This is a genomic window from Stenotrophomonas lacuserhaii, assembly GCF_014836545.1.
GTDB classification, from domain to species: domain Bacteria; phylum Pseudomonadota; class Gammaproteobacteria; order Xanthomonadales; family Xanthomonadaceae; genus Stenotrophomonas; species Stenotrophomonas lacuserhaii.
Map to the genome: position 1 here is coordinate 13,475 of NZ_JACSQS010000010.1, position 23,114 is coordinate 36,588.

Annotated in this window: 22 protein-coding genes and 1 pseudogene; 8 read left to right on the forward strand and 15 right to left on the reverse strand. The window is 68.2% G+C overall.

The genetic code is table 11. The annotated features are described in order from the left end of the window. Positions 1 to 6 precede the first annotated feature (6 nt). Positions 7 to 927 carry an oxygenase MpaB family protein gene (locus H9654_RS10780; protein WP_191770835.1) on the reverse strand — a complete coding sequence of 307 codons (921 nt, stop codon included), beginning with the start codon at positions 925 to 927 and terminating at the stop codon, positions 7 to 9. 318 nt (positions 928 to 1,245) lie between these two features. Here H9654_RS10780 and H9654_RS10785 point away from each other — a divergent pair, with 318 nt between their 5' ends. Beyond that, positions 1,246 to 1,860: a hypothetical protein gene (locus tag H9654_RS10785; RefSeq protein WP_042612764.1), complete on the forward strand. Its 615-nt coding sequence runs from the start codon at positions 1,246 to 1,248 to the stop codon at positions 1,858 to 1,860. Between the two features lie 3 nt (positions 1,861 to 1,863). Here H9654_RS10785 and H9654_RS10790 read toward each other — a convergent pair whose 3' ends face one another. The 7 genes from H9654_RS10790 to H9654_RS10820 form a co-directional block, all read right to left on the reverse strand. Then, positions 1,864 to 2,205 carry a hypothetical protein gene (locus tag H9654_RS10790; protein ID WP_191770836.1) on the reverse strand — a complete coding sequence of 114 codons (342 nt, stop codon included), beginning with the start codon at positions 2,203 to 2,205 and terminating at the stop codon, positions 1,864 to 1,866. A gap of 33 nt (positions 2,206 to 2,238) precedes the next feature. Continuing rightward, the gene (locus H9654_RS10795; RefSeq protein WP_191770837.1) at positions 2,239 to 3,009 is read right to left on the reverse strand and encodes a LytR/AlgR family response regulator transcription factor; all 771 of its coding nucleotides are present in this window, start codon (positions 3,007 to 3,009) and stop codon (positions 2,239 to 2,241) included. Next, a complete protein-coding gene (locus tag H9654_RS10800; protein WP_191770838.1) occupies positions 2,999 to 4,258 on the reverse strand; it encodes a sensor histidine kinase in 1,260 nt (419 codons plus the stop codon). Before H9654_RS10800 ends, H9654_RS10795 begins: the two co-directional genes overlap by 11 nt. A 138-nt stretch (positions 4,259 to 4,396) precedes the next feature. Beyond that, on the reverse strand, positions 4,397 to 6,046 hold the full coding sequence (locus H9654_RS10805; RefSeq protein WP_191770839.1) for a M28 family metallopeptidase: 1,650 nt from the start codon (positions 6,044 to 6,046) through the stop codon (positions 4,397 to 4,399). A gap of 89 nt (positions 6,047 to 6,135) precedes the next feature. Beyond that, the gene (locus H9654_RS10810) at positions 6,136 to 7,380 is read right to left on the reverse strand and encodes an RNA polymerase sigma factor (RefSeq protein WP_406833472.1); all 1,245 of its coding nucleotides are present in this window, start codon (positions 7,378 to 7,380) and stop codon (positions 6,136 to 6,138) included. A 2-nt stretch (positions 7,381 to 7,382) separates the two neighbouring features. Next, positions 7,383 to 7,805 (reverse strand): VOC family protein, encoded by a 423-nt coding sequence (locus H9654_RS10815; protein ID WP_191770840.1) that lies wholly within the window; start codon positions 7,803 to 7,805, stop codon positions 7,383 to 7,385. A 98-nt stretch (positions 7,806 to 7,903) separates the two neighbouring features. Then, positions 7,904 to 8,323: a YciI family protein gene (locus tag H9654_RS10820; RefSeq protein ID WP_191770841.1), complete on the reverse strand. Its 420-nt coding sequence runs from the start codon at positions 8,321 to 8,323 to the stop codon at positions 7,904 to 7,906. Positions 8,324 to 8,530: 207 nt separating this feature from the next. Between H9654_RS10820 and H9654_RS10825 the strand changes: the two genes are divergently transcribed. Next, positions 8,531 to 8,908, forward strand: coding sequence for a YciI family protein (locus H9654_RS10825; RefSeq protein ID WP_191770842.1), 378 nt, complete (start codon positions 8,531 to 8,533; stop codon positions 8,906 to 8,908). Positions 8,909 to 8,941: 33 nt separating this feature from the next. On the opposite strand, the gene H9654_RS10830 is transcribed toward H9654_RS10825, so the two are convergent. Both H9654_RS10830 and H9654_RS10835 read right to left on the reverse strand, forming a co-directional pair. After that, positions 8,942 to 11,017 (reverse strand): NHL repeat-containing protein, encoded by a 2,076-nt coding sequence (locus H9654_RS10830; RefSeq protein ID WP_191770843.1) that lies wholly within the window; start codon positions 11,015 to 11,017, stop codon positions 8,942 to 8,944. Between the two features lie 105 nt (positions 11,018 to 11,122). Beyond that, positions 11,123 to 11,893 (reverse strand): lytic transglycosylase domain-containing protein, encoded by a 771-nt coding sequence (locus H9654_RS10835; RefSeq protein WP_191770844.1) that lies wholly within the window; start codon positions 11,891 to 11,893, stop codon positions 11,123 to 11,125. 244 nt (positions 11,894 to 12,137) lie between these two features. On the opposite strand from H9654_RS10835, the gene H9654_RS10840 reads away from it, so the two are divergent. The 5 genes and pseudogenes from H9654_RS10840 to H9654_RS10860 all read left to right on the forward strand — a co-directional run bounded on the left by H9654_RS10840 (position 12,138) and on the right by H9654_RS10860 (position 17,198). Beyond that, positions 12,138 to 13,739: an EAL domain-containing protein gene (locus tag H9654_RS10840; RefSeq protein WP_191770845.1), complete on the forward strand. Its 1,602-nt coding sequence runs from the start codon at positions 12,138 to 12,140 to the stop codon at positions 13,737 to 13,739. 156 nt (positions 13,740 to 13,895) lie between these two features. Then, a pseudogene (locus H9654_RS10845) lies at positions 13,896 to 15,499 on the forward strand (ATP-binding cassette domain-containing protein). 58 nt (positions 15,500 to 15,557) lie between these two features. After that, positions 15,558 to 15,935 (forward strand): MerC domain-containing protein, encoded by a 378-nt coding sequence (locus tag H9654_RS10850; protein ID WP_191770846.1) that lies wholly within the window; start codon positions 15,558 to 15,560, stop codon positions 15,933 to 15,935. A gap of 57 nt (positions 15,936 to 15,992) precedes the next feature. Beyond that, positions 15,993 to 16,280, forward strand: a complete 288-nt coding sequence (locus H9654_RS10855) for a hypothetical protein (protein WP_197974362.1) — start codon at positions 15,993 to 15,995, stop codon at positions 16,278 to 16,280. Positions 16,281 to 16,352: 72 nt separating this feature from the next. Beyond that, entirely contained in the window at positions 16,353 to 17,198 is an 846-nt protein-coding gene (locus tag H9654_RS10860) for a class I SAM-dependent methyltransferase (RefSeq protein WP_191770847.1), read from the forward strand. A gap of 57 nt (positions 17,199 to 17,255) precedes the next feature. On the opposite strand, the gene H9654_RS10865 is transcribed toward H9654_RS10860, so the two are convergent. Beyond that, the gene (locus tag H9654_RS10865; RefSeq protein ID WP_191770848.1) at positions 17,256 to 17,930 is read right to left on the reverse strand and encodes a hypothetical protein; all 675 of its coding nucleotides are present in this window, start codon (positions 17,928 to 17,930) and stop codon (positions 17,256 to 17,258) included. A 331-nt stretch (positions 17,931 to 18,261) separates the two neighbouring features. On the opposite strand from H9654_RS10865, the gene H9654_RS10870 reads away from it, so the two are divergent. Then, on the forward strand, positions 18,262 to 18,636 hold the full coding sequence (locus tag H9654_RS10870) for a hypothetical protein (RefSeq protein ID WP_191770849.1): 375 nt from the start codon (positions 18,262 to 18,264) through the stop codon (positions 18,634 to 18,636). Here H9654_RS10870 and H9654_RS10875 read toward each other — a convergent pair whose 3' ends face one another. The 4 genes from H9654_RS10875 to H9654_RS10890 all read right to left on the reverse strand — a co-directional run bounded on the left by H9654_RS10875 (position 18,637) and on the right by H9654_RS10890 (position 22,946). Then, a complete protein-coding gene (locus H9654_RS10875) occupies positions 18,637 to 20,394 on the reverse strand; it encodes a tetratricopeptide repeat protein (protein ID WP_191770850.1) in 1,758 nt (585 codons plus the stop codon). 484 nt (positions 20,395 to 20,878) lie between these two features. Next, positions 20,879 to 21,847 (reverse strand): polysaccharide deacetylase family protein, encoded by a 969-nt coding sequence (locus tag H9654_RS10880; RefSeq protein ID WP_191770851.1) that lies wholly within the window; start codon positions 21,845 to 21,847, stop codon positions 20,879 to 20,881. A gap of 47 nt (positions 21,848 to 21,894) precedes the next feature. Then, positions 21,895 to 22,059 (reverse strand): hypothetical protein, encoded by a 165-nt coding sequence (locus H9654_RS10885; protein WP_182657244.1) that lies wholly within the window; start codon positions 22,057 to 22,059, stop codon positions 21,895 to 21,897. Between the two features lie 74 nt (positions 22,060 to 22,133). Then, positions 22,134 to 22,946 carry an alpha/beta fold hydrolase gene (locus H9654_RS10890; RefSeq protein WP_191770852.1) on the reverse strand — a complete coding sequence of 271 codons (813 nt, stop codon included), beginning with the start codon at positions 22,944 to 22,946 and terminating at the stop codon, positions 22,134 to 22,136. Between the last annotated feature and the right edge of the window lie 168 nt (positions 22,947 to 23,114).

Consider the following 23,114-nt stretch of genomic DNA (forward strand, 5'->3'; position numbering starts at 1 on the left):
CGACTGTCAGTCGTCACGCCCTCCCCCAGGCCACACCTTCAGCACCTCCACCCCGACCCCCATCCGCGCACACGCGCGGCTGGCCAAGCCATCCGGCAGGGCGCGGCGGAACAACGGCGCCGCGCCCTGCAGCACGCGCATCGAAGCGCGCGCCTGCAGCCGTTGCCGCGTTCCCTGTTCCAGCATCTCGCCTGCCCACGGCGGCAGCAGCGCCGCCGCGGCGCCCAGGAACACATCGCGCGAGAGGCCCGGCACCGGTACCGGCAGCCGCACCGACTGCAATACCTGCAGCACCTCGCGGGCCCGCTCATCCAACCGCAGCTGCGGTTGCTGCAGCGCAAACCAAGCGTCCACTTCGGCTTCGCTGCGCGGCACGCCGGTGGCGCCCAGCGCCTCGGCCACGCGCCGGTATTCATCGTAGTAACGGTCGGCCAGCGGCCCGGGCACCGCACGCCCGTAGCGACGGAAACCCTGCAGGAAGCCATACGCCTCGGTCACGTGCACCCACGTCAACAGCGCCGGATCATCCGCCGCGTAGGGCACGCCATCCACGCAGCCACGTACGTTGGCATGGATGCGGCGCACACGCGAAACCAGCTTTTCCACCTCGGCTGTCGGCGCGTAGGTGGTGCCGGCGACGAACGCGGTGGTGCGGCGCAGCCGGCCGACCAGGTCTTCGCGGAAATTGGAATGGTCATACACTCCGGCCAGCGCACGCGGATGCAACAGCTGCAGCATCAACGCGCACAGCCCGCCCGCCAGCATCGAAGGCAGTTCGGCGTGCACCCGCCAGGTCATGCTGTCCGGCCCGAACCAGCCAGGATCGCCTGCCGGGTGGTCATAGTCGATGCCACTCTGGCCGCGCGGGAAGGCGTCCAGTACCCAGCGGCGGATCGGGGCGGTCAGTGGAGAGAGCGGAGAAGACATGCGGCGGCTCAAGACTCGTCGGGTCGGCGCAGATTGCGCGTTTCCGGCCCATTGTCGGTCATCGGCGGTGACCGGACGCCTCACGGTGTCTGCCCCAGCGAAGGATGTGCGGCCGCAGCACGATTTCCACTGCGACATCTTGTCGCAGGCCATCCCGCCGATGCTGCATCGCATCACCCCCCTCGGCTGCCCGCGTATTCATCCCGACCGCCCCCGTGATCTTCGCGCCGCCCTTATTGCACGCCTCGCTGGAAGTGCTAGAACTGAATCCGCCTCACCGCTCAACGCATCGCCGCACGTTCCAACAGGGAGCCCGCCATGATTGCTTTGTTCAAAGGTCTAGGATTGTTGTTACGCGACAACGAGCTGTACCACAGTCCGTTCGAAAAACAGGTCGCCCATTGGCGCGGCATGAGCGAACAGCAGATCCGCGACGAGGTCGCCGTGCTGGCGCAGGCGAAGTGCCAATGGCTGATGGCCTCCATCGTCGGCTGGCAGGCCTCCTCCCTGCTTATCCTCGGCCTGATCGCCAACTACCTGTGGCGCGATGACTTCCATATCACCTTCACCCGCGTGGTGATCATCATCGGTTCCTGGGTTTCGATCCTGTTCGTGATCTGGTTCATGGCCAACATGTTCGACCAGCAGGCCGGCTTCGAACGCTGGATGAAGGCCTTCAACAGCCGCGCGCGCATCACCTCCAGCGCCGACAGCGTGGAATGCGTGGCCGATGCGCTGGGCATGGCCGAGCACTATCCGGAAGTGCTGGATTACAAGCAGGCCGTCACCAGCCGGCGTGAGCTGCGCCACGAAGACATCCGCATCATGACCGAGATCGGGCGCATGCGGCAGCACAGCGAACTGGTCGGCCGCCTCAACCACGTCGGCGAAACCAGCAGCCACCGCGACCTCACCCTGCAACCGGCCTTCTGACGGTTACTGGCAGGGGACGCTGGCGCTGCTGCTGACGCAGGTCCTGAAGCCTTGTGGCAGGCCTTCCCGCTTCTGCGTGTGGCCAGCGCGGATGTCGAAGGCCTGCAGCATGCCGCGTTCGCAGCGCTGCTGGCCGTCGCAGGTTTCCTTGAAGACCTGGTAATAGCAGCGCCCGCTGGCGCTGCGGACGCAGTCGAACGACGCGCTTTCCGCGCGCACCGAGGTGCGGCTGAACAGCTGGTCGATGCCCTGTTCGCTGATGCGGGTGATCGAGGTGCTGGTGACCTTGTCCTGGCAACCGAACAACGACAGCAGGCAACTCAGCAGAGTGGTGAGATAACGCATGGCACGGTCCTTCCTTGTTGGCCCGGGGCGGCTTTACATGCCGCGGAACAGGCTCATGAACGGTTGACTGACGGTGAGCGTTTCAGGCCGGTCGCGCAGGCGCAGCACGCCGCGTCCGGTGTCATCGCGGCTGACCGCCGCCACGGCCTTCATGTTGACGATGGTGGAGCGATGCACCTGCCGGAACTGCCGCGCATCCAGCGCCTCCAGCAGCTCGCGCAGCGGGGTGCGCAACAGGCTTTCCCCGGCCGCGGTAACCACCGTGGTGTACTTGTTGTCCGCGCGGAAATACACCACGTCTTCCAGCATGATCAGCACGGTATCGCGTCCATTGCTTGCAGTGATCCAGGCCAGTGGCGGGGCGTCGGCGCGCGGTTGCCCGTTGCCAAGGCGCTGCAGCAGCCGCTCCAGCACGGCATCGTCGTTGCGCGCTGAAGGCAGGCGCGCCAGCAGGCGCTCGCGCGTGGCCAGCAGGCGCTCGTCGCTCACCGGCTTGAGCAGGTAGTCCATGGCGCCCTGTTCGAAGGCATCGATGGCGTACTGGTCGTAAGCGGTGACGAACACCACCTGCGTGCGCGGGCTCAGCTCGCCCAGCGCGCGCGCCACCTGGATGCCGCTGATTCCGGGCATGCGGATGTCCAGGAAGGCGATGTCCGGTTGCTTCTCGGCCAACTGCTCCAGCGCACTGGCGCCGTCTTCGCACTCGGCCACGATGCGCAGCTCGGGCCACAGCCGGCGCAACTGGTCCACCAGCGCACTACGCAGCAGCTCTTCGTCTTCGGCGATCAAGGCATCAAGCGGCATGGCGCGGCTCCTTGGCAACCTGCGGCAGGGTCATGGTGGCGGCTACGCCACTGGGGAAATTGGCGACGATCGCCACCCCGGCCTGTTCACCGCAGGTCAGGCGCAGGCGTTCGCGCAGGTTCTTCAGGCCGATGCCGGTACCGCTGGTGCCGTGGCCGAAGCCCAGGCCGTCGTCGGCCACGGTTACGGTGACGTGGTCATCGAAGGCCCGCGCGATGATCCAGATCGTGCCGCCGCCGGGCTTGGGTTCAAGGCCATGCTTCACCGCGTTTTCCACCAGCGTCTGCAGCGCCATCGAAGGCAACTGCACGCTGTGCAGGGCATCGGGCACCTGCACGTCCACGCCCAACCGGGCGCCCATGCGGATGCGCAGGATTTCCAGATAGGCACGGGTACGCTCAAGCTCCACGCCCAGCGTGGACACCGACTCGTCCATGCTCGGCAACGAACTACGCAGGTAGTGGATCAGATGGCCCAGCATCACGTCCGCACGTACCGGATCGGTGCGCGTCAGCACCTGCGCATTGGCCAGCGTGTTGTACAGGAAGTGCGGTTCCACCTGCGCGTGCAGCAGGTTCAGGCGTGCGACCGAAAGTTCTTTTTCCACGTGGGTCTGTTCGGCGGCGGCCTGTTCGTCGCGACGCTGGTCGGCCACGCGGCGGCTGACGGCTCGGGTCACGGCCTCGGCATTCTCGTAGTTGCTGCCCTCATCCAGTGCCAACAGGTCGGCCCACCAGCCGGCATCGGGTTCGAACAACAGCGTCACCGTGCTGGTGCCCTGGCCCGGGGTGATCGTCGCCAGGATGCTGTTGCGCTTGATCGCCAGCCGCGCCGGCAGGTTCCAGCGCGAAGGCTGGCGGCCATTCCAGGGATCCACCCGGCGCACGTACGCACGCACCTGCAGGCTGCCCGATGCGCTCTCGATGTCTTCCACGCGCGGCAGCTCGGCAATGGCCGATTCCAGCAGGGCGAAGGCCGGGCCGGCATCCATCGGCAGCTCGATCTGCCGCCGCTGGCGGCTGGACAGCGTGCTGCCATCCAGCTTGCCGGCCACCAGCCACACCCGACGCACATGGGTGATCGCACTGCCCAGTGCGGACAGCATCAGGAACATCGCCAGCAGCCCGAACACCCACCCCGGACCATCGTTCATGCCGCTGAAAAGCCCGCTCCAGACCATGCCGGCCACGATCAGCGCCGCCGTCCAGGCCAACAGGTGTCGGAATATCAAGGAGACGCTGGGAAACACGGAGGCTGCCTTAACGAAGGAATGGGCCGAGCATAGTGCGCCAGCCCACCACCGCAAGCACCCGGCGACGAAAGCCGGGAATCAGCCGACCAACCGCCCCCTGGCAGTGACGGCCGCTGGCCGTCAGCCCCCCCCGCCTCAGCGACGCTGCGCAGCGCTCTGGTCGCGCACCGCGCGGAACGCTTCTTCGGCGTTCCAGTTCGGCCACGCACGTGAGTTCGCCAGCTCGCTGCCCAAGGTGTACAGCACCTCCAGGTCACGCGCAGCGCCAGCGAACTTCCAGTCCGGCTGCCACTCATCGCCCTGCTGGTGGTAGCGCTTGGCGGTGTAGTCGTCCGATGCCTTCCTGCCCGCCGCGATACCGCCGTCCACCCAGTCCTGCCCGGCCGACCAGGACAGCGCCGGTACGCCACGCTTGGCGAACGGGAAGTGGTCAGAGCGGAAGAACAGGCCGGCTTCCGGCTTTGGATCCGGCGTATAGCGGATGTCCCAGCGCTGCGCCACGGTCTTCAGCTGGTCCAGCAGCTCGAAGCGCGCGGTGCCGTAGATGCCGAAATCGCGCGACGGACTGAACGGCGCCATGCCATCCATGTTGATCACCGCCACGGTCTTTTCCAGCGGGTACAGCGGATGGGTCGCGTAGTACTCCGAACCCAGCAGCCCCTTCTCTTCGGCGGTCACCGCCAGGAACAACAGCGAACGCTGCGGCCTGGGCGCCTTGGCGAAGCCCCGCGCCAGTTCCACCAGCGACGCCGTGCCGCTGGCGTTGTCCAGCGCCCCATTGAAGATGCGGTCACCTCGGGCATCCGGCTCACCCACGCCGATATGGTCCCAGTGCGCGCTGTACACCACCGTCTCATCGGCGTGCGTGCTGCCGTCCAGGCGTGCGGCCACGTTGTGCGAGGTGATCACCTCGGTCTTCACCGCGTACTTCGCATCCAGGCTGGCACCGGTAAGCGGCACCGGCTTGAAATCGCGCTGCTGCGCCTGTTGCTTGAGCGCCTCGAAATCCAGGCCGGCCGAGCGGAACAGGTCCACCGCGAGGTCGCGCTGGATCCAGCCTTCCAGCAACGGGTGGCTTTCGGCCGGCGTCTCACGCACCACGTCGAACATGGTGTTGGTGTTGGATCCGGCCACGGTGGCCCAGCCATACGATGCCGGTGCGGTCTCGTGCACGATCAGCACGCCGAGCGCGCCCTGGCGTGCGCCTTCTTCGTACTTATAGGTCCAGCGACCGTAGTAGGTCATGCCCTTGCCGTCGAAGTCGCCCTGGCCGGTCTCGAAGTCCGGATCGTTGATCAGCACCACTGCGATCTTGCCCTTCAGGTCCACGCCCTTGAAGTCATCCCAGTTCTTTTCCGGTGCCTTCACGCCGTAGCCGAGGAATACCAGCGGGGCCTTGCTGATGTCGACCTGGTGGGCACCGTTCATTGCCGCGCGCACGGCGATCTGCTTGCCCTGTTCCAGCGGCACGGCCTTGCCGGCCTGCTGCAGAGACAGCTGCGGGATGCCGACGATGTCGCCCTTCAGCAACGGCACGGCCTGGGTCCACAGGCGCTTTCCGTCCTGCAGGTCACCACCGGGCTGGAGGCCGGCGGCAGCGAACTGCTGGCTCAGGAAGGCGATGGTCTTCGCCTCGCCGGCGGTGGCCGGTGAGCGGCCTTCGTAGGCATCGGAGGCCAGTTCCTTGACGTCGGCGGAGATCCGCGCGCCATCGAACTTCGGCGTCGCCGCCATCACCGCGGTGGACACCGACAGGGCCAGCACGCTCATTACCACTCGCTTCATTGCTCTCTCCAGCAGGGACTGCGACAAGACCTCGAGTGTAGCCGCTGCATGCGCCGGTAGTGACGGCCGCTGGCCGTCAATTCCAAGCATCACCGAAACGCATCCGCGCGCGCCACCAGCGCCTCGCGTTCGCGCGCGTTTCCACTCAACCCAGCCGCGTGCAGGAACGCAGCACGCGCATCCTCATCGCGCCCCAGCCGGGCCAGCACTTCCCCCCGCACTACCCACAACGGCGCATGTGCCTGCAGCCTTGGTTCCAGCAGCAGCGGCTGCAGCTGCCCCCAGGCCACCAGCGGGCCCTCCGCGCGCAGCACCGCCACCACCCGGTTCAACGCCACCACCGGGCCCGGCTGCACCTGCAGCAGACGGTCGTACAGCGCCGCTATCGCCGCCCAATCGGTGTGCGCGGCAACCCGCGCACGTGCATGGCAGGCAGCGATGCCGGCCTGCAGCACATAGCGGTCGTCTTCACCGCGCAACTCCCGCGCACGCTGCAGTGCCGCCAGCCCACGCTCGATCTGCAGCCAGTCCCAGCGCGCGCGGTCCTGCTGTTCCAACAGCACTGCACGCCCGTCCGCATCGGTGCGCGCGGCGCCGCGTGAGGCCTGCAGTTCCATCAGTGCCAGCAGCCCGTGCACCGCCGCATGCGCAGGCAGCCGCGCCACCAGCACCCGCCCCAGCCGCAGCGCCTCCTCGCACAGCGCCGGGCGCATCCAGTCTTCGCCGTGGCTGGCCGCGTAGCCCTCGTTGAATACCAGGTAGACCACTTCCAGCACGGAGTGCAGGCGCGCCGGCAGCTCGGCGCTGCGCGGCACCTCGAAGGCCACCTGGCGGCGTTCCAGCGTGCGTTTGGCGCGCACGATGCGCTGGGCGATGGTCGGCTCGGGCTGCAGGAACGCGCGGGCGATTTCCTGCGTGGTCAGACCGCCCAGCAGGCGCAGGGTCAGCGCCACCCGCGCATCGGCCGACAGCACCGGATGGCAGGCCACGAAGACCAGTCGCAGCAGGTCATCGCCGATGTCATCGCCCAGCGCATCATCGTCATCCGGCGCTGACGCTGCGGCTGCATGCAGCATGTCGCCCCATTGCGCATGCTGCCCGGCAATCCGCTGGCGCTGGCGCAGCACATCGATGGCACGGTTGCGCGCAGCGGTCATCAGCCAGGCTCCTGGATTGTCCGGCATGCCCTCCAGCGGCCAACGCTCGAGCGCGGCCAGCCAGCAGTCCTGCACCAGCTCCTCGGCCCGGCCGATGTCACCGCCCAGCATCCGTGCCAGGCGCGCGATCAGTCCCGGCGACTCCATCCGCCACAGTGCCTGCAGCCGCTCCTGCATGCTCAGGGCGTCTTCATGCAGTTGACCATCCACGGCTTGCCATAGCGGTCCTGCAGCATGCCCCAGCGATGCGCCCAGAACGTTTCGGCCATGGGCATGTGCACCACCCCGCCTTCGGCCAGCGCGGCGAATACCCGCTCGGCTTCCTCCGGGGTATCCACGTCCACGTTGATGGTGGTGCTGCCACCGCCCTCCTCGCCCGGGCCATCGGCGGCCATCAGCACCGCCGTGCCCACCTCCAGCTGCGAATGCGCGACATGATCCAGGGTCTCCGGCGGCATCTCGCTGCAGCCGGGCGAACCGTCGGAAGGCGGCATGTCGCGGTACTGCATTTCCGCGGTGACCTTGCCGCCCAGCGCCTGTGCATAGAACGCCATCGCTTCGTGTGCCTGGCCCTTGAAGCCAAGGAATGGAATCAATTTCATTTTCGATACTCCGTGCAGAGGTGGTTACGAACGACCAGGAAGTAGGGGTCAGAGTCAGGGGTCAGAGTCAGGACTCTGACCCCTGACTCTGACCCCGTTCAGCGCGCGGCGCTCTGTTCGCGCAGGCGCTGTTCCTTCTCGTGCAGTTCGGTGGTGAAGGCCTCGCCGAAATCTTCTTCGGCCATGATCGGCCGCAGTTCCAGCACATCGCCCGGCGCAAAGGGAGCGCGCTGCGCCCACTCCAGCGCCTCGTCCAGTGAGCGCACCTGCCACAGCCAGAAGCCGGCCACCAGCGAGCCGGGATCGGCAAACGGACCGGCTTCGACCTGCGGCGGCGTCGCATCGCCGAAGCGCACGCGTTTGCCTCGGGCACTGGCATGCAGGCCTTCCCCCGCCAGCAGGATCCCGGCGCGCACAAGCGCTTCGTTGAAGTTGCCCATCGCGATCATTTCATCGGTGCTGGGCAGGGTGCCCGCCTCGATCCTGGCATTGGATTTGACGAAAACCATCACCTTCATGTCTACGCTCCCAAAGCAGCCGGTAGTGCCCGGCCTTCATGATGTCGACGAACCACGGGCAGGGAAATCGACACCCCCCGCAAACGCTGGATCACCCGCCATCCGGTCACGTGCAGGGCCATGCAGCACGCCCCGATGCGGCGCCGCAACACAGCCTGGCGCGGGTCTGCGCGATCATGGGCACCCGCCGCCAACGGACGTCGCCCCATGCCGCAGTACGCCCTGCTGATCTATATCGACCCCGCTCTGCTGGGCGCCCTGCCCAGCGAGGAATTCGATGCGCTGATGCGCGCATGCCTGCAGCATGCCGATGCCCTGCAGGCCGAAGGCACGCTGCTGGCATCGCAGAAACTTCAGCCGATCCAAGAAGCCCGCACGTTGCGGGTACGCAGTGGCGAGGAACGCGTACTGGACGGGCCCTTCGCTGAAACCCGCGAACTGCTGGCCGGGTTCAACCTGATCCAGGCACCCGACCACGAGAGCGCCCTGCGCATCGCCCGCGGCTTCCCGTGGGCACGCTTTGGCAGCATCGAAGTGCGTCCGTTGGAAGACCTCGACGCCGAACGGCTGCGCGTCGGCGCCTGAGCCGGCAACGCGCCACCAGCCGTCCGCAGCAGCTCAGTCGACCAGCACCACGCGCAGGTCGCGCCCGCCCAGCGCATCGTTGCCACTGTGGTCGCGCGCGTGCGCCCGGATCACGTACTCACCCGGTGGCAAGGCCGCCGGCTGCCAGCGTCCCGCCGCCATCAGTCCATCGCGCACGGTGTTGGTCGCCAGGTAACGGAAGCGGGTGACCGCGCTGCCGTGCACGGTGATGCCACTGTCCGGCGCATACGCCACGCGCACCGCCTGCTGCTGCGGGGGCATGCGGTTGAACACGATGTTCCAGCGCGGCTGCTCGTAGCCGGCCAGCGGCTGCCCGGCCGCATCCCGTATCTGGTAACCCACCTGGTACAGGCCCAGCCGTCGGCGTGGCAGATTGCCGTCCACCTGGTCCCAGGCCTCCACCACGATCTGCACGCCGCGCCCCCTGCGTGACACCGGCACGCGTCCCTGGGCATCGGCGCGCAGCGGCTGGTCGGCGTCGTCCAGCAGCGCCACATCGGTGATGCGCGGCGCCACGCTATCCACGAAGCCGTTGAACCCGAGCAGCGCGGCATTGCGCTGGAAGCCACTGCTGCCCACGCTCAGGTGCACGTGTGCCTGGCTGTTGATGCTGCCCAGACGGTCGCCGGCGTGGATCCGCGTTCCGCGGCGCAGGCGGACGCGCTCCAGCTTGCCCTCCGCATCGAACAGCTGCTGCCAGCGTTCGTCGAAAGCCACCCCGCGCGGATCGCGGCCCACCCGCATGTGCAGGTAACGCAGCGGCCCGACCTCCAGCCCTTCGGCCTGTCCACCCACGGTCCAACTGGAGAACGGGCTGTCGATCTTGCCATCGGCGATCGCCAGCACGGTCTGGCCGACATCGCCGCGCACGTCGAAGCCATCGTGCAGGTGATGGCGACTCTCGCCCTTGAAGTTGCCGCGCACCTCGCCCAGCGTGCCCACCACCTCGTGCCAGCCCTGCTGCGGCGCCAGCGGCCAGCGGCCCTCGGTGCGCGGCAACGGCGCATCATCAGCCGGTCCCACCTGTGCCGGTGCAGGCGTCTGGCCCGGATCCAGCACGGCCACCCGGTGCAGGCGCCACGCCGCGGCATCGGCCACCCGCAGGCTGCCATCAGCGGCCACCGCCATGCCACTGGGGCGGGCAAGCCGCGGTACCTGGCCGGTGCCGACCAGCGCGATCTGGTGGCCCTGCGCCGATACCTGGACGATGCGCCCGCTGCGGTCGCCCACGTACAGCACGCCGTCATGGCTGCGCGCCAGCGACAGCGGACCATTGATCACGTTGGAGGACGGCACCGGCGTATCCACCTGCCCGTCCATGCCGACCCGGCGGATCGCGTTGTTGTGGAAATCGGCCACCAACAGTGCCCCGTCGCCGTCCCACGCCAGGGCCACCGGGGTATCGAAGCGGGCCACCCCGGGGAAGCCATCGATGTGCGCCGGCTCACCGCCGCCGGCCAGGGTGCGCACCCTGCCATCCGGGCTGATCACCCGGATACGGTCGTTCCAGGTATCGGCCACGTAGACATTGCCGAGCCCATCCACCGCCACGCCCATCGGGCCGTCGAAACGTGCCTGGGCCGCCGGACCGTCGGCGAAGCCGCGGATGCCGCCAGCGAGCGTGGTGACCTGGCCGTCCACGCCGATCCGGCGGATCGCATGGTTGCCGGTATCCGCCACGTACACCACCCCGGCTGCATCGCGCGCCAACCCGGAAGGGGTGTGGAAACGTGCCTGCAGCGCCGGCCCATCAGCCAGCCCTTCGCTGCTGCCGGCCAGCGTGGACACACTGCCATCGGCGGCCACCCGACGGATCCGGTTGTTGTCGCCGGCGTCGGCCACCAGCAGGCTGCCATCGGCGAGCGCAAGCAGCGCATACGGATCGGAGAAGCGCGCCTGCATTGCCGCCCCGTCGCGCAGGCCCGGCACGCCATCGCCGGCCAACGGCTGCAGCTGCGCGGTCCAGCCCAGGGGGGTCGGTGCCGGTCCTGCGGGCACCGGCCCGGTGACGGTTCGCGGCAGGAAGGTCGCCGCAACCGCGAGTGCGGTGACCGCGGCAATCCCGATGATCCATCGCACACGCACCATCTGCATCCCTTCGTTTTTTTCGCAGGCAGGACGATAGCCGCTGCCGCAACGCGTGCCAAGGCGGTGCCGCCGCGCGCGTCTCCGCAGCACGCCTGCGTGGCACGCTCAGCGCGCAGGCACTTCGCTGCGGATGCCCATCGCCTCGCGGTAGCGCGCGTACAGCGCCATCACTTTTTCCACGTAGGCCAGCGTTTCGGCATACGGCGGCACGCCGTTGTAACGGCTCACCGCGCCGATGCCCGCGTTGTAGGCAGCCGCCGCCAACACGTGGTCTCCCTTGTAGCGCCGCAGCAGCGCGCGCATGTGGCGGGCGCCGCCATCTATCGATTGCGCGGCCGAAAGCGGGTCCTGCACGCCATAGTCGCTGGCGGTGTCCGGCATCAGCTGCATCACCCCCTGCGCGCCCTTCGGCGACACCGCGGCCGCATCGAAACCGCTCTCTGCATGGGCGATCGCCCGCAGCCACGCATCTTCCACGCCGGTCGCCTTGGCCGCCGCCTTGAACTGTTTCGCATGCGGTGCCAGCTGGGCCGCGCCGACGCGCCCCAGCCCGGCATGTGCCGGCTCGCCCGGCGGGGTGGCCACGGTGAACTTCAGGTACACCCGCGATCCCGGCAGGTTGCGGGTGGAGTAGACCAGCCTGCCGTCCTGCTCGCGTTCGTACAGGGTGCCGCTGAACACCCCCATGTTCCCCCACAGGTTGGGCGCCTGCACGGCGCTGTCATCGATTTCCTTGGCCGTGCAGCGCGATCCCGGCTCCGGCGCGGTCGCCATGCTGACCGTGTTGCCCTGGACGCAGCGGTACACCGTGCGCGCCTGCGCCGGCCCACAGGCCAACCCCAGCAGCAGCACACACAGGCAGGGAGGCAGGCGCATCAGCAGGGGAAGCCGGCAGGGAGGTCGGCGGCATGTTGGTCCTGCGGTGCGGAATCCCCAGTGAAGACGCCGAGTGACGCGTCTGGCTGCTTGCGCTGATGCCCGGCCCGGCGCGCGGCACGCGCTGGCGGCGCCCTCGTCGCCCAGCCCCCCCATCCGCTGCGACGTTCAGCTAGGCTGGAGGGCAAGGCGGCCTGCATGCAGGGTCCGGCCGAGCGCCTCACCCCCGGACACGGAGCTGTCGATGAACCGCACGCGCATGCTGCTGCTGATGGCCTTGGTGGGCCTGCTCGCCGCTGCGCTGCCGTTGGCGATGATGACCTGGCTCAGCTGGCACCATGCCGCCAACACCGCCCAGGCCCAGCTGCGCGAAACCGCCGAGCGTGCCCTGGAGCGCGCCGACCGCTCCTACCTGCAGGCGTTGTCCGCACTGCAGGCCATGCAGCGCACCCCGCTGGCGCCGTGCAGCCCCGAACATATCCAGCTGATGCAGACCCGGGTGGTCACCACCTCGTCGGTGGACCAGATCAGCTATTTCCAGCAGGGCCGCGTGCGCTGCACCTCGTGGGGCCGTCCGGTCGCCGCGCTTGCGCCCGGCCAGCCCGACCACACCACCGCGGAAGGCGCCACCCTGCAGTTGGACCAGCAACCGCGCGCACCCTACGGGCGTTGCATGTTGTCGTTGCGGCTGGGCGACTACGAGGCGTTGATGGATCCGTACCATTTCGTCGACCTGATCGATACGCGCGACATCCGCATCGCCATCGCCACCCCGGACGGACGATTGATCGCCCAGCAGTCACTCCCGGACCAGGCGCTGCTGCAGTCACTGCTGCGCGAACCACGCACCGGCGATGACGGCACACTGCTGTTCGCCAGTGCACGCAGCGAAGCGTGGCTGGCCATCGTGACCGCGCCACGCACCGGGATGGCCGGGATCTTCCTGCAGCAAGCCTGGGTGCTGGTGCCGATCAGCCTGCTGCTGGGTGCAGCGGCGATCGCATGCACCATCGCCCTGTCGCGGCGGCGCTATTCGTTGAAAGGCGAGCTGAGCCATGCCATCCGCCGCAATGAACTGTACGTGGTCTACCAGCCGATCATCGAGCTGGAAACCGGTATCTGCGTGGGGGCCGAAGCGCTGGTGCGCTGGCGTCGCGCCGATGGCAGCGAAGTCCGCCCGGACCTGTTCATTCCGTTGGCCGAAGCCAGCGGACTGGTCGGGGCGATCACCGATGAGGTGATCCAGCGGGTGATCGTGGACATGCGCGACCTGCTGGTCGGCGACCGCAGCGCGCACATCGCCATCAACCTGGCACCGGAAGACATGATCAGCGGCCGTGCGCTGAAGGTGATCGCCGCCAAGCTGGCAGGCACCGGCATCGCCAACCAGCAGATCTGGCTGGAAGCCACCGAGCGCGGCTTCATGGACATTGAAAAGGCACGTGCGGTGATCTCCGCCGCGCGCCACTCCGGGCATGCGGTGGCCATCGATGATTTCGGCGTGGGGTATTCCAACCTCCAGTACCTGCAGCAGCTGCCACTGGATGCGCTGAAGATCGACAAGTCGTTCATCGATGCGATCGGTACCGACAGCGCCACCAGCCCGGTCACCGGCCACATCATCGACATGGCCAAGACGCTGGGCCTGTTCGTGGTGGCCGAAGGGGTGGAAACCGAAGACCAGCTGGCCTACCTGCACAGCCGGCAGGTGGAATTCGCCCAGGGTTGGCTGTTCGCCAAGGCACTGCCGCGCGAAGAATTCATCGCCTTCCACAAGCGCCGCCAGGAACTGTATGGCGCGGCACGCGAAGACATGCAGAACACCCAGCGCCAGCCCGGACAGTAGCCGTCTTCGTATGGTTCATGCGGCCGTCCTATAATCGGCCTATCCACTTGGAGGCTTACGCCAATGCGCCACTGATGCCGCCGTCTTCATCGACGGCCTGATTCTTCTCCCGCCCCTGTACGCAGGGGGAGTCGATGGCATCTGTTGGAGGTCTGCATGACCACGCATCCGCTCACGCTTGAACGCGTGACCTGCCGCCTGCCCGATGGGCGCGCACTGTTTACCGATCTGTGCTTTACCTTCGACCCCATCGCCACCGGACTGGTCGGCGCCAACGGGGTCGGCAAGAGCGTGCTCGCGCGCGTGCTGGCCGGCACCCAGGCGCCTACGTCCGGCCGCTGCCATGGGGGTGGGCGGGTGTTGCTGCTACCCGCACTGAGTGGCGTGCCGCAGGGCCGCGTGGCCGACCTGGCCGGCGTCGGCGATGTGCTGGATGCGCTGGACCGGATCGGCGCAGGGCAGGTCGACATCGAAGACTTCAACCGCGTCGGGGAGCGCTGGGACCTGCGCGAACAACTGCGCCTGCAGTGGCAACGCGCCGGGCTGCCCGCCGACCTGCAGCCCGAAGATCCGGCCGCGCGCCTGAGTGGCGGGCAGGCGATGCAGGTGGCGTTGTCCGGTGCCTGGGCCAGTGGCGCAGACTGGTTGATCCTGGACGAACCCAGCAACCACCTGGACGCACGGCGGCGTGCCCAGCTGCGCCACGCACTGCAGCGCTGGCGCGGCGGGCTGCTGGTGATCAGCCATGACCGCGAACTGCTGGGGCAGATGGCCTGCATCGTCGAACTGGATGCGCACGGGCTGCAGCGGTTCGGCGGTGGCTACACCGACTACGTTCACGCCAAGGCAGCGCACGAAGCCGCCGCGCAGGCGCAGCTGGACCATGCGCGACAGCAGCACCGGCAGCAGCAACGGCATGCGCGCGCGCTGCACGAACGCGCCCAGCAGCGGCAGTCGCGCGGTGCACGCAGCGCGCGCGATGCCAACCAGGCACCGATCCTGCTGGGACTGCAGAAACAGCGCGCACAAGCCAGCGCCGGACGGCATGCGCAGCTGCAGGCGCAGCGCCTTGCCGACAGTGCCGACCGCCTGCGCGACGCCAGCGCCGGAGTCACCCCGAGCACGCAACTGGTGGCCTTCGCACCGCCCAGCCCGCACGCCAGCCAGCAGGTCGTGCGGCTGCAGGGCATGCAGCTGCCGCACGGCTGCCGCGCACCGCTGGACCTCATCCTGCAGCGCGGCCAGCGGCTGGCCGTGGTGGGCGACAACGGCAGCGGCAAATCGACCCTGCTGCGGGTGCTGGCCGGGCAGCTGGCGCCGCGTGCCGGCAGCTGTGATATCGGCGTACCGGCGGCCCTGCTGGACCAGGCGCTGGTCACGCTGCACGCGGGCAGCAGCGCGCTGGCGACGCTGCAGGCGGCCTGCCCGGCGACGCCAATAGCCGAACTGCGCACCCGGCTCGCCCTGCTGGGCCTGGATGCCGCGCGCATCGAACGGACCAGCGCCACGCTAGCGCCGGCGAGCGGCTGAAGGCGGCGATGGCGTGCACCCTGTATGCCGATCCCGCCCCCGGCCTGCTGCTGCTGGACGAACCGGGCAACGCGCTGGACCTGGACGCGCTGCACGCACTGGAAACCCTGCTCGGCCAGTTCACCGGCACGCTGGTCATGGCAAGCCACGACCCCGCCCTGCTGCAGGCCATGCAACCCACCCACGTGCTGCAGATGAACGAAACCGACTGGACCCTGCGGCCGTGGTGACAGGAGGTCCGTCGGCTTAGTGTTACTATGTAACACCCGGTTCCTGTTCCCGCCTCCGATGAAATCCAGCCAAGCCGCCCTGCTCGACGCCAGCGCCGTCGCCCTGTCCAGCCTGTGCCTGCTGCATTGCCTGGCCCTGCCGCTGCTGGCCGCCGCGCTTCCGCTGTTCGGTGCGTGGGCCGAAGCGGAGTGGGTACACGCTGTGTTCGTGGCCATTGCCCTGCCGGTCACCGGCTTCGCACTGTGGCGCGCCCATCGCCAGCACCCGCTGCCGGCGCCGGCCTGGTTGGCCGCAGCAGCCGGCCTGGCGCTGCTGCTCGCGGGCGCGCTGGAGTTCCCCAGCCACGACAGCGAGACGGTGGTCACGGTGATTGGCAGCCTGCTGCTCGCCGCCATCCACCTGTGGAACGCACGCCGCCGTCACCGCCAGTGCTGAGCAAGCGGTTACTGTAGGCGGCGGCCATCCGGCCGTGCAGGCAACGGAGCGCAGGCGATGTCAGCAAGAGGAAGTGCGATCAAACGCGGCGTGGTGCCCTGGTTCGGGCTGTGCAGCTGGCTGGGCATGGTGATCGGCGTGCTGATCGAACAGGCGGCCCGCGCGATGGGCGCCAGCGGCAACAGCGCCACCGCGGTGGGCGTGCTGGCTGCGGCCATGTGTGGGTTCTGCGCGGTGCTGGCCTCGCGCGTGCGCGATGAGCGCTGGCCGTGGCTGGCACTGGCCGGTGCAGCCTTTTCCGCGGTGCCGCTGGCGCTGTTCCTGGTGTCGATGATCCTCCACTGAGCCCCGCACCGGTAACGCGATCACCCGCTGCGTCCTACACTAGCGGCCCCTGATTGCCACGCGAACGCCCCCGTGCCCCACTATTCCGGCCCCCTGTTGACCCGCGAAACCGCCACTGCCCTGCAGCGCGCGGCCGATGCTGGCGCGCCCAGCTGGGCCGGTTCGCTGGACCTGGGACGCAGCGAAGAAGACGTCGGCCTGTCTGCCGATGGTTTCGTTTTCCGTGGCCAGTCCTACCCGTGGCCGGGCAGGGTAAAGGACCGCACGCTGTACTACTGGGATGGTGAGGAGTTCCTGCCGATCTCGCGCTTCAGCGCATCGCTGATCAAGCTGGTGCCCACCGAATGGGGCGCGCCAACCTTCGAAATCGACGGCATCAAGATGCTGCCCAGCGCCAAGCTGTCGCCGTTCGACGATGCGCGCCGCAAGGTGGAACTGATCGCCCCGGCCGGCAAGACCGTACTCGATACCTGCGGCGGACTGGGTTACTTCGCTGCCTGCTGCCTGGACGCCGGCGTGGCGCAGATCCGCTCGTTCGAAAAGAATCCGGACGTGTTATGGCTGCGCACGCTCAACCCGTGGTCACCGGATCCGGACGCGGCCCGTTCCGGTGGCCGCCTGCAGCTGGCGCGGGGCGATGTATCCGAAGAAATCGCCACGTTGCCCAGCAACAGCGTGGACGCCATCCTGCATGACCCGCCGCGCTTCGGCATCGCCGGCGAACTGTATTCGCAGGTGTTCTATGACCAGCTTGCACGGGTGATCCGCAGCGGTGGCAAGCTGTTCCATTACACCGGCGCACCGAACAAGCTGACCAGCGGCCGCGATGTGCCGCGCGAAGTCGCCAAGCGGCTGGAAAAAGCCGGTTTCAAGGCCGAGCTGGCGCTGGATGGCGTGCTGGCAACCTATCGCGGCTGAGCCTGTTGCTGCCACGGCGCAGGTGCCGGCGCTGCGCCGACACCTGCGCCGGCGGCGTTACATCGCGTGCGACACCGCATTGGATGCACCGGCGGCCACCGCACCGGCTGCCGGCGCCAGCCCCATGCCGGTGGTGATCGCCGCCCCGGCGATATCGGCGCCCACCACTGCTAGCACCTTGCCCCAACCCCAGCGTGCGGTGGTCACCAGACCGCTGCCGCCGAAGCGTCCCTCGCCCTCTTCCCGCGTCCAATAGGCCAGCGAATGGCGGCCCACGCTCAGGCTGGCCAGCACGCTGGCCGCACCCTTCGAACGCGGGTCCAGCGTTGCCACCGCTTCCTGCTCCAACCGCTCGTACAGCGCCGCTGCATTCTCCAGGCTGCCGGCCTTGACGTTCACCTCGTCGATGCGCTGGAAGAAGCTGTATTCGCGTTCGCTGAACTGCTTGCGATACGGATCCATGCGCTTGGCCAGCGGCAGCGTCGGATCCAGGTCATAGGTCCATTCGAAGGTCTTGCGGAACTGCTCCATCGACATCTCCGGCTTGTAGCCGCACTGGCCCACCAGGTAATCCAGCATGTCTTCGATCGGTACGCGGTTGCTGCGCAGGCAGTCCAGGTACATGTTGTGCTGCACGCCGACGCGGTCCTGTGGGTTGCCGGCAGCGAAGGCGTTGCCACTGCAGGCAGCGGCCAGCAGCAGGGCGGAAGCGATCAGGGTCTTGCTACGCATGGTGGATCCTTCAGTCAGTGGTTGGAAAGTGCAGCGACGGCGGCAGGCCTTCGTTACCGCGCCACGTCCGCTGCACCGTTTTCACGCTAGGCAGCGCCCTGCCGCCGCTCAAGGACCGAACCGGGCCAATGCAGGAAGCTTTCGCAGGCCTTGCCCACCGACCCCTGCGCTGCACCGCCCGGCGCTGCAACGGCCTCAGCCAGACATCGCCGCCTTCGCAGAATCAACGGCTTGCCGTGATTCGTTCCCGGTTTGTTCCCGGCCACGTCCTGTCCTGCGGCTGCCACCAGCGCCAGCATGGACGCTCATCCGATCCCTGCAGGTCCCTGCCATGTCACCCATCCGCTGCTTGCTGCTGTGCCTCGCCGTCTCCGCCTCCGCCAGCCCCGCCGTCGCACACGACATCGTCCCGGCCGACTGGTGCGTGGATGAAAACGCAAAGCCCGAGCGCGTGGCCGCGTTCAAGTTCGATGGCGGCCAGATCCGCGACGTCATGGACAAATGCGGCATCCTCGAAGGCGAGGACCACTTCCACACCGTCGCCAACGCGATGGGCGAGTGGTGCCGGATCGTGGCGCCGCGCCAAGATGCCATGCCGTTCATTTCAGGGCCGTCGAGCTTCACCGACAAGGATCACCATGCGCGCTACCGCATCGACAACGGCATCATGGGCATCTGCGCGGTCTGCGTGCGGCCGTCGCGCTGATCACGCATCGGTTTGCGCCTGCAGCGCAGTGCTGCGCGAATGGGCCAGCACCCCGTCTACGCCAGCCTGCAGCTGCTGCCGGCTGGCCGCATCCAGGGCCGGGCACTGCGCGAGCACGTAGTAGGCAGTGCGCACCACGCTGCGCCATCGCGGCTGCCGCGGCAGCCGAGCCACGGACAGGTAACGTTCCAGCGCGCGGGCGCGCAGGCGCCCGTCATCCACGTTCACGCGCCACAGCCGACTGCGCTCTGCCAGCTCCAGCCGGCTGCTGCCGGTACAGCGCTCCCACGACTCCACCGATGCCAGCATCAGCGCGACCAGTTCGCTGCGGAACGCCTGTGGATCGGCGCGGGCTGGCGCGGGAGGTGGCGACAGCGCTGGCGACGTCGACGGCGGGGACGCAGCAGGCAGCGGCGGATCGGCCGTCCTCGGGCGCGACGGCGCACGCTGTAGACGCCGGCGACGCCGCAGCGCGAAAGCGACCACCACGGCCAGCGTCATCGCCAGCAACGCAGCAACGGGCCCGGCCGCGACCCAGTGCGACGACGTCGTACTCGCCTGCAGCCGACGATCCTCTTCCGCTTCGAAGCGCACGCGCATCCAGTCCAGTCGTTGGTCGTGCTGGGCACGCGCCTGCGCCAGCGCGCGTTCATTGGCACGCTCCAACGTCGCGTTCGCTGCCGTCACCTCGCCGCTGGCGCCCTGCACCGCAGCCAGCTCCTTCAGCAGATCCACTTCCACCGGGTCCCGGTCGGCCAGCGCCGCCAATGCCGATTCCAGCTGCATCCGCGCCTGCGGAAGCCGCCCTTCTGTCCGCTGCACGCGGGCCACCTGCAACTGCAGGGCCGCTGGCAATGGCAGCGTCCAGGAATCGGCCAGCGCGAGCGCCGCTTCCTGCCAACGGCGCGCGTCGTCCACATCGCCCTGCGCCAGTGCCACCCGGATCAGCCCATCGTGCACGCGCAAGGCATATACGCGGTTGCCTGCCTGCTGGTACTCCTGCAGCGCCTGCCGCAGCCAGGCCGCGGCCTGCGCGGGATGCCCGGCGTCCAGAGTCACGTCCGCCATCGATTCCAGCACGTGCGCTGCCTCGATGTCATCGCCGGTCGCGCGGGTCGCCTGCAACGCCTGCTGGTAGTAGCGCAGCGCGCTCCCGCCCTCACCCAGCGCGCGGTACACATCGGCGATGTTGTTGAGCACCGCGTTGGTCGCGCCGCCCTGCGCGCGCCGCAGCGCAAGGCTTTCGGTCAGGCTGCCCAGCGCGGCCCGGAAATCACCGATGCGACGCTGCGCCGAGCCCAGGTTGTTGAGCGCGCGGGCGGTTCCGTCCGCATCGTTGGCCGCCCGCGACCACGCTGCGGCACATTCGAACCGACGCAGTGCCTGGGGCAACCGCTCGCGGCGATAGTCGAGCACACCGCGCTGGCGGGAAACCGCCGCACGTAATGCGTCCGCGCCGCTTCCAGTGCCCTCTACCGCTGCATCGGCGCAGTCCAGCAGCCGCTCGGCAACGGCGTCGCGCGCGCCGTGCATCGCCTCGCCCGCGTTGGCCAACAAGGCCGCCACCACCTCCGCTGGCGCACCGTTGGCGGCAGGCAACAGGCGGCTGCGGCACAGACGCGCATCGGGCAACATGCGGTTCGTGGAAAGCCCGCTGCAGGCCGATGGACCCGCCGCGCCGGCCAGTACCGGCCAGGCCAACGCCAGCAGCGCCCAGCCGCCCCTCACGATGGATCGCCGCAGCGTCCGGTGCAGCATCCCGCCTCCGCCGTCGTGCGCCTGATGCCACCTAGTCTAGGAGCGCTGTGCGCCTGCACGCCGAATACCGATCAGCGCGGGCCGCCTGCGCCACCGGAAGTCGCGGTCCATTCCAGGCCGCTGCAGTCTCCGCAGCCGAACACGAAGCCGCCTCTCCGCCTTCCACTTGGGCCGCGTTAACCTCGCTGTCGGATCCTGCCGTAATCTTGGGTGGACACCAAAGCTACAGAGGACGCCATGACCGAGGCCCCTACCCAGCCCGCTGATGAAGCCGCTGCGCGCGGACAAGGCACTGAGCGAAGCCAAGGACAGCATGGCGGTGTAAGGCGGGCGCAACGCATGCTGTTGTAGGGGTCGAGCTCGCTCGATCCACGCCGCGCACGCGGCGGCTCTGCGTCCCGGCAACGCGATGCCTGACACATGCCGCGCTGCGCGCTCGCCGAGCATGGCTCGGCGCTACCGACCCACCCGCCCACTGCGGCGACTATTCGTAATCCACCTTCGCCAATTTCTTCACCCACGCCGGCACTTCCGGCTCACCTGCATAGAAGGTCTTCGGGCGCTTCTCCGCCATTGCCCAGCGGTGCAGCCAGCTCGGCCCGTAGCGGCCGTCATACCCGGTGGTACCACGCGCATACGCCGGGTCCTGCATCGCCTCACCCAGGCTGACAAACCGATACCCGCGTCGTTGCGTCGCCGCCACCAGCTCGGCGAAGGTCGCCGCGTTGAGTTCGTTGGCATGCATCAACCACACCTGTGGCAGCGCATAGCCAAGCAGCGTCACCGACTGCGCCTCGTAGTAATCCAGCTTGTTCAACATGTACGGCACGTAGCCTCGCCGCAGCTGCCGCAGCACCACCTCGCGCGCAGGCGTATCGGCCTGTTCGTTGAGCACGTTGGCATAGGCGAAGGCCCATACCCACTCCCCGTTGTCCACCGTGACCGGCGCGATGCGGTAGCCGTGCTCGGCGAAGAACCCGTCCATGCGGGCACGGTCCTGCGCCGTGCGGCCTGCGCGCAGGTACGGGTGGCGCATCCACACCGGCACCTGTCCACGCTCGGCCAGCAGCGGACGCAGCACCCGCTCGCCGCGCAGGAAATCCTGCTGGAACGCCTCTACGCCTTCCGCGTTCAGATCCATGTGCGACCACGTATGGTTGCCCAGCTGATAGCCCGCATCCAGCCAGTCGCGCAGCATCTGCACGCGCTGCGGCTGCACCACGCCGCCCACTTCCAGCTTGTTCTCGTTGACGAAGCCGACCACCGGCACGTTCGCCTGCTTCAACTGGTCCAGCAACGCCTGATGGCGTGCCTGCAGGTCCGGCGGCTGGATCTCGTCCAGTCGCGCCCACGGCAGATCGTCGATGGTGACCGCGATGCGCCGGTCGATCTCGGCCGCGTGGCCTACGCCTGCGATGGCAAGCAACAGCAACGCAAAAAAGCGGGATGTCATGGAGGTAACCGGGCCACGGCGGGCGGGTAGTCGGGCAGCCCCAGACTCTACCGCTGTTTGGCCGCCCACATGTTGTCCACCAGATTGGGATACGGCCGCCCGTTCTCCTCCGCCCGCTGCCGTGCGGCAGCCTTCTGCGCATCCGTCAGCGGGCGCGATGCCTGCCCCTTGGGATTGGGCTTCTTCCAGGGCGGCGTGGTCGACTTGCGCATGACAGGTTCCCGTGGCGTGGACGCAGTGACGCCCCGCGTGGCGGCCGGGCGTCGTTGAAGGCAAGTGGCAACGCTTACTTCTTGAGGAAGTTCAGCAGGGCCAGGTTGAAATCATCGGCGTGGCTGGTGTTGCAGCCGTGCGGCGCATCTTCCAGCAGCACCACTTCGCTGCCTGCGATGGCCTGGTGCGTACGCTTGCCGGAGCCCTCGTACGGCACCGTGCCATCGCTGTCGCCATGGATGATCAGGGTGGGCACGGTGACCTTCTTCAGGTCCTCGCGGAAGTCCGTTGTACCGAAGGCCTTCTGGCAGCCCAGTGCGGCCACCTGGTCGGACTGGTGGGCCAGCGCCACCGCTTCCAGGCACTGCGCTTCGGTGACCTTCAGCTTGCCGTTGGCACTGAAGAACTTCCTGGTGAAGTCGTCGAAGAAGGCCTCACGGTCCTTGGCCAACGCGCCGGCCATCTCATCGGCGGCTTCCTTGCTCAACGGCCCATCCGGATTGTCGCTGCCCTTGAGCAGATACGGCGGCACCGCCGCGGCGAACACCACGCTGTGCAGGCGGTCCTGGCCGTGGTTGGCGATGTAACGCGCCACTTCGCCGCCGCCCATTGAAAAGCCGACCAGTGATACATCTTTCAGGTCCAGGTCTTCGATGAGGCCGGCCAAGTCGGCCGCCAGCGTATCGTAGTCATAGCCCTCGGCCGGCTTGTCCGAACGCCCGAAGCCACGGCGATCATAGGCGATGACCCGGTAGCCGGCATCGCGCAGCACCGGCACCTGGGCCTTCCAGGAATCAGCCGACAGCGGCCAACCATGGATCAGGACGACCGGGCGGCCTGTCCCACCGGAGTCTTCAACGTGCAGACGGACACGGGAAGCAGTCATGGCAACTCCATGCAAGGGGAACAAGTGCCCCACGCTAAGGGGCCGGGGCTTGGGCCGTCGTGAAAGATCGTGGCGACGTCGTGACATGGCCTGCACGGGGCGGGGCTGCGGCGCGGATCGCCGGCACCCCGCGCGACCCCGCCGCGCGATCGCCTGCACATCGCGCGA

Excerpts from the sequence above, each read along its gene's own strand:
- H9654_RS10820 (WP_191770841.1), bottom strand. The coding sequence starts at position 8,323 with ATGAAGGTGATGGTTTTCGTCAAATCCAATGCCAGGATCGAGGCGGGC.
- H9654_RS10790 (WP_191770836.1), bottom strand. The coding sequence starts at position 2,205 with ATGCGTTATCTCACCACTCTGCTGAGTTGCCTGCTGTCGTTGTTCGGT.
- H9654_RS10855 (WP_197974362.1), top strand. The coding sequence starts at position 15,993 with ATGTCAGCAAGAGGAAGTGCGATCAAACGCGGCGTGGTGCCCTGGTTC.
- H9654_RS10880 (WP_191770851.1), bottom strand. The coding sequence starts at position 21,847 with ATGACATCCCGCTTTTTTGCGTTGCTGTTGCTTGCCATCGCAGGCGTA.
- H9654_RS10885 (WP_182657244.1), bottom strand. The coding sequence starts at position 22,059 with ATGCGCAAGTCGACCACGCCGCCCTGGAAGAAGCCCAATCCCAAGGGG.
- H9654_RS10805 (WP_191770839.1), bottom strand. The coding sequence starts at position 6,046 with ATGAAGCGAGTGGTAATGAGCGTGCTGGCCCTGTCGGTGTCCACCGCG.
- H9654_RS10830 (WP_191770843.1), bottom strand. The coding sequence starts at position 11,017 with ATGGTGCGTGTGCGATGGATCATCGGGATTGCCGCGGTCACCGCACTC.
- H9654_RS10890 (WP_191770852.1), bottom strand. The coding sequence starts at position 22,946 with ATGACTGCTTCCCGTGTCCGTCTGCACGTTGAAGACTCCGGTGGGACA.
- H9654_RS10795 (WP_191770837.1), bottom strand. The coding sequence starts at position 3,009 with ATGCCGCTTGATGCCTTGATCGCCGAAGACGAAGAGCTGCTGCGTAGT.
- H9654_RS10825 (WP_191770842.1), top strand. The coding sequence starts at position 8,531 with ATGCCGCAGTACGCCCTGCTGATCTATATCGACCCCGCTCTGCTGGGC.
- H9654_RS10835 (WP_191770844.1), bottom strand. The coding sequence starts at position 11,893 with ATGCGCCTGCCTCCCTGCCTGTGTGTGCTGCTGCTGGGGTTGGCCTGT.
- H9654_RS10815 (WP_191770840.1), bottom strand. The coding sequence starts at position 7,805 with ATGAAATTGATTCCATTCCTTGGCTTCAAGGGCCAGGCACACGAAGCG.
- H9654_RS10850 (WP_191770846.1), top strand. The coding sequence starts at position 15,558 with ATGAAATCCAGCCAAGCCGCCCTGCTCGACGCCAGCGCCGTCGCCCTG.
- H9654_RS10875 (WP_191770850.1), bottom strand. The coding sequence starts at position 20,394 with ATGCTGCACCGGACGCTGCGGCGATCCATCGTGAGGGGCGGCTGGGCG.
- H9654_RS10785 (WP_042612764.1), top strand. The coding sequence starts at position 1,246 with ATGATTGCTTTGTTCAAAGGTCTAGGATTGTTGTTACGCGACAACGAG.
- H9654_RS10780 (WP_191770835.1), bottom strand. The coding sequence starts at position 927 with ATGTCTTCTCCGCTCTCTCCACTGACCGCCCCGATCCGCCGCTGGGTA.
- H9654_RS10810 (WP_406833472.1), bottom strand. The coding sequence starts at position 7,380 with ATGCAGGAGCGGCTGCAGGCACTGTGGCGGATGGAGTCGCCGGGACTG.
- H9654_RS10865 (WP_191770848.1), bottom strand. The coding sequence starts at position 17,930 with ATGCGTAGCAAGACCCTGATCGCTTCCGCCCTGCTGCTGGCCGCTGCC.
- H9654_RS10840 (WP_191770845.1), top strand. The coding sequence starts at position 12,138 with ATGAACCGCACGCGCATGCTGCTGCTGATGGCCTTGGTGGGCCTGCTC.
- H9654_RS10870 (WP_191770849.1), top strand. The coding sequence starts at position 18,262 with ATGTCACCCATCCGCTGCTTGCTGCTGTGCCTCGCCGTCTCCGCCTCC.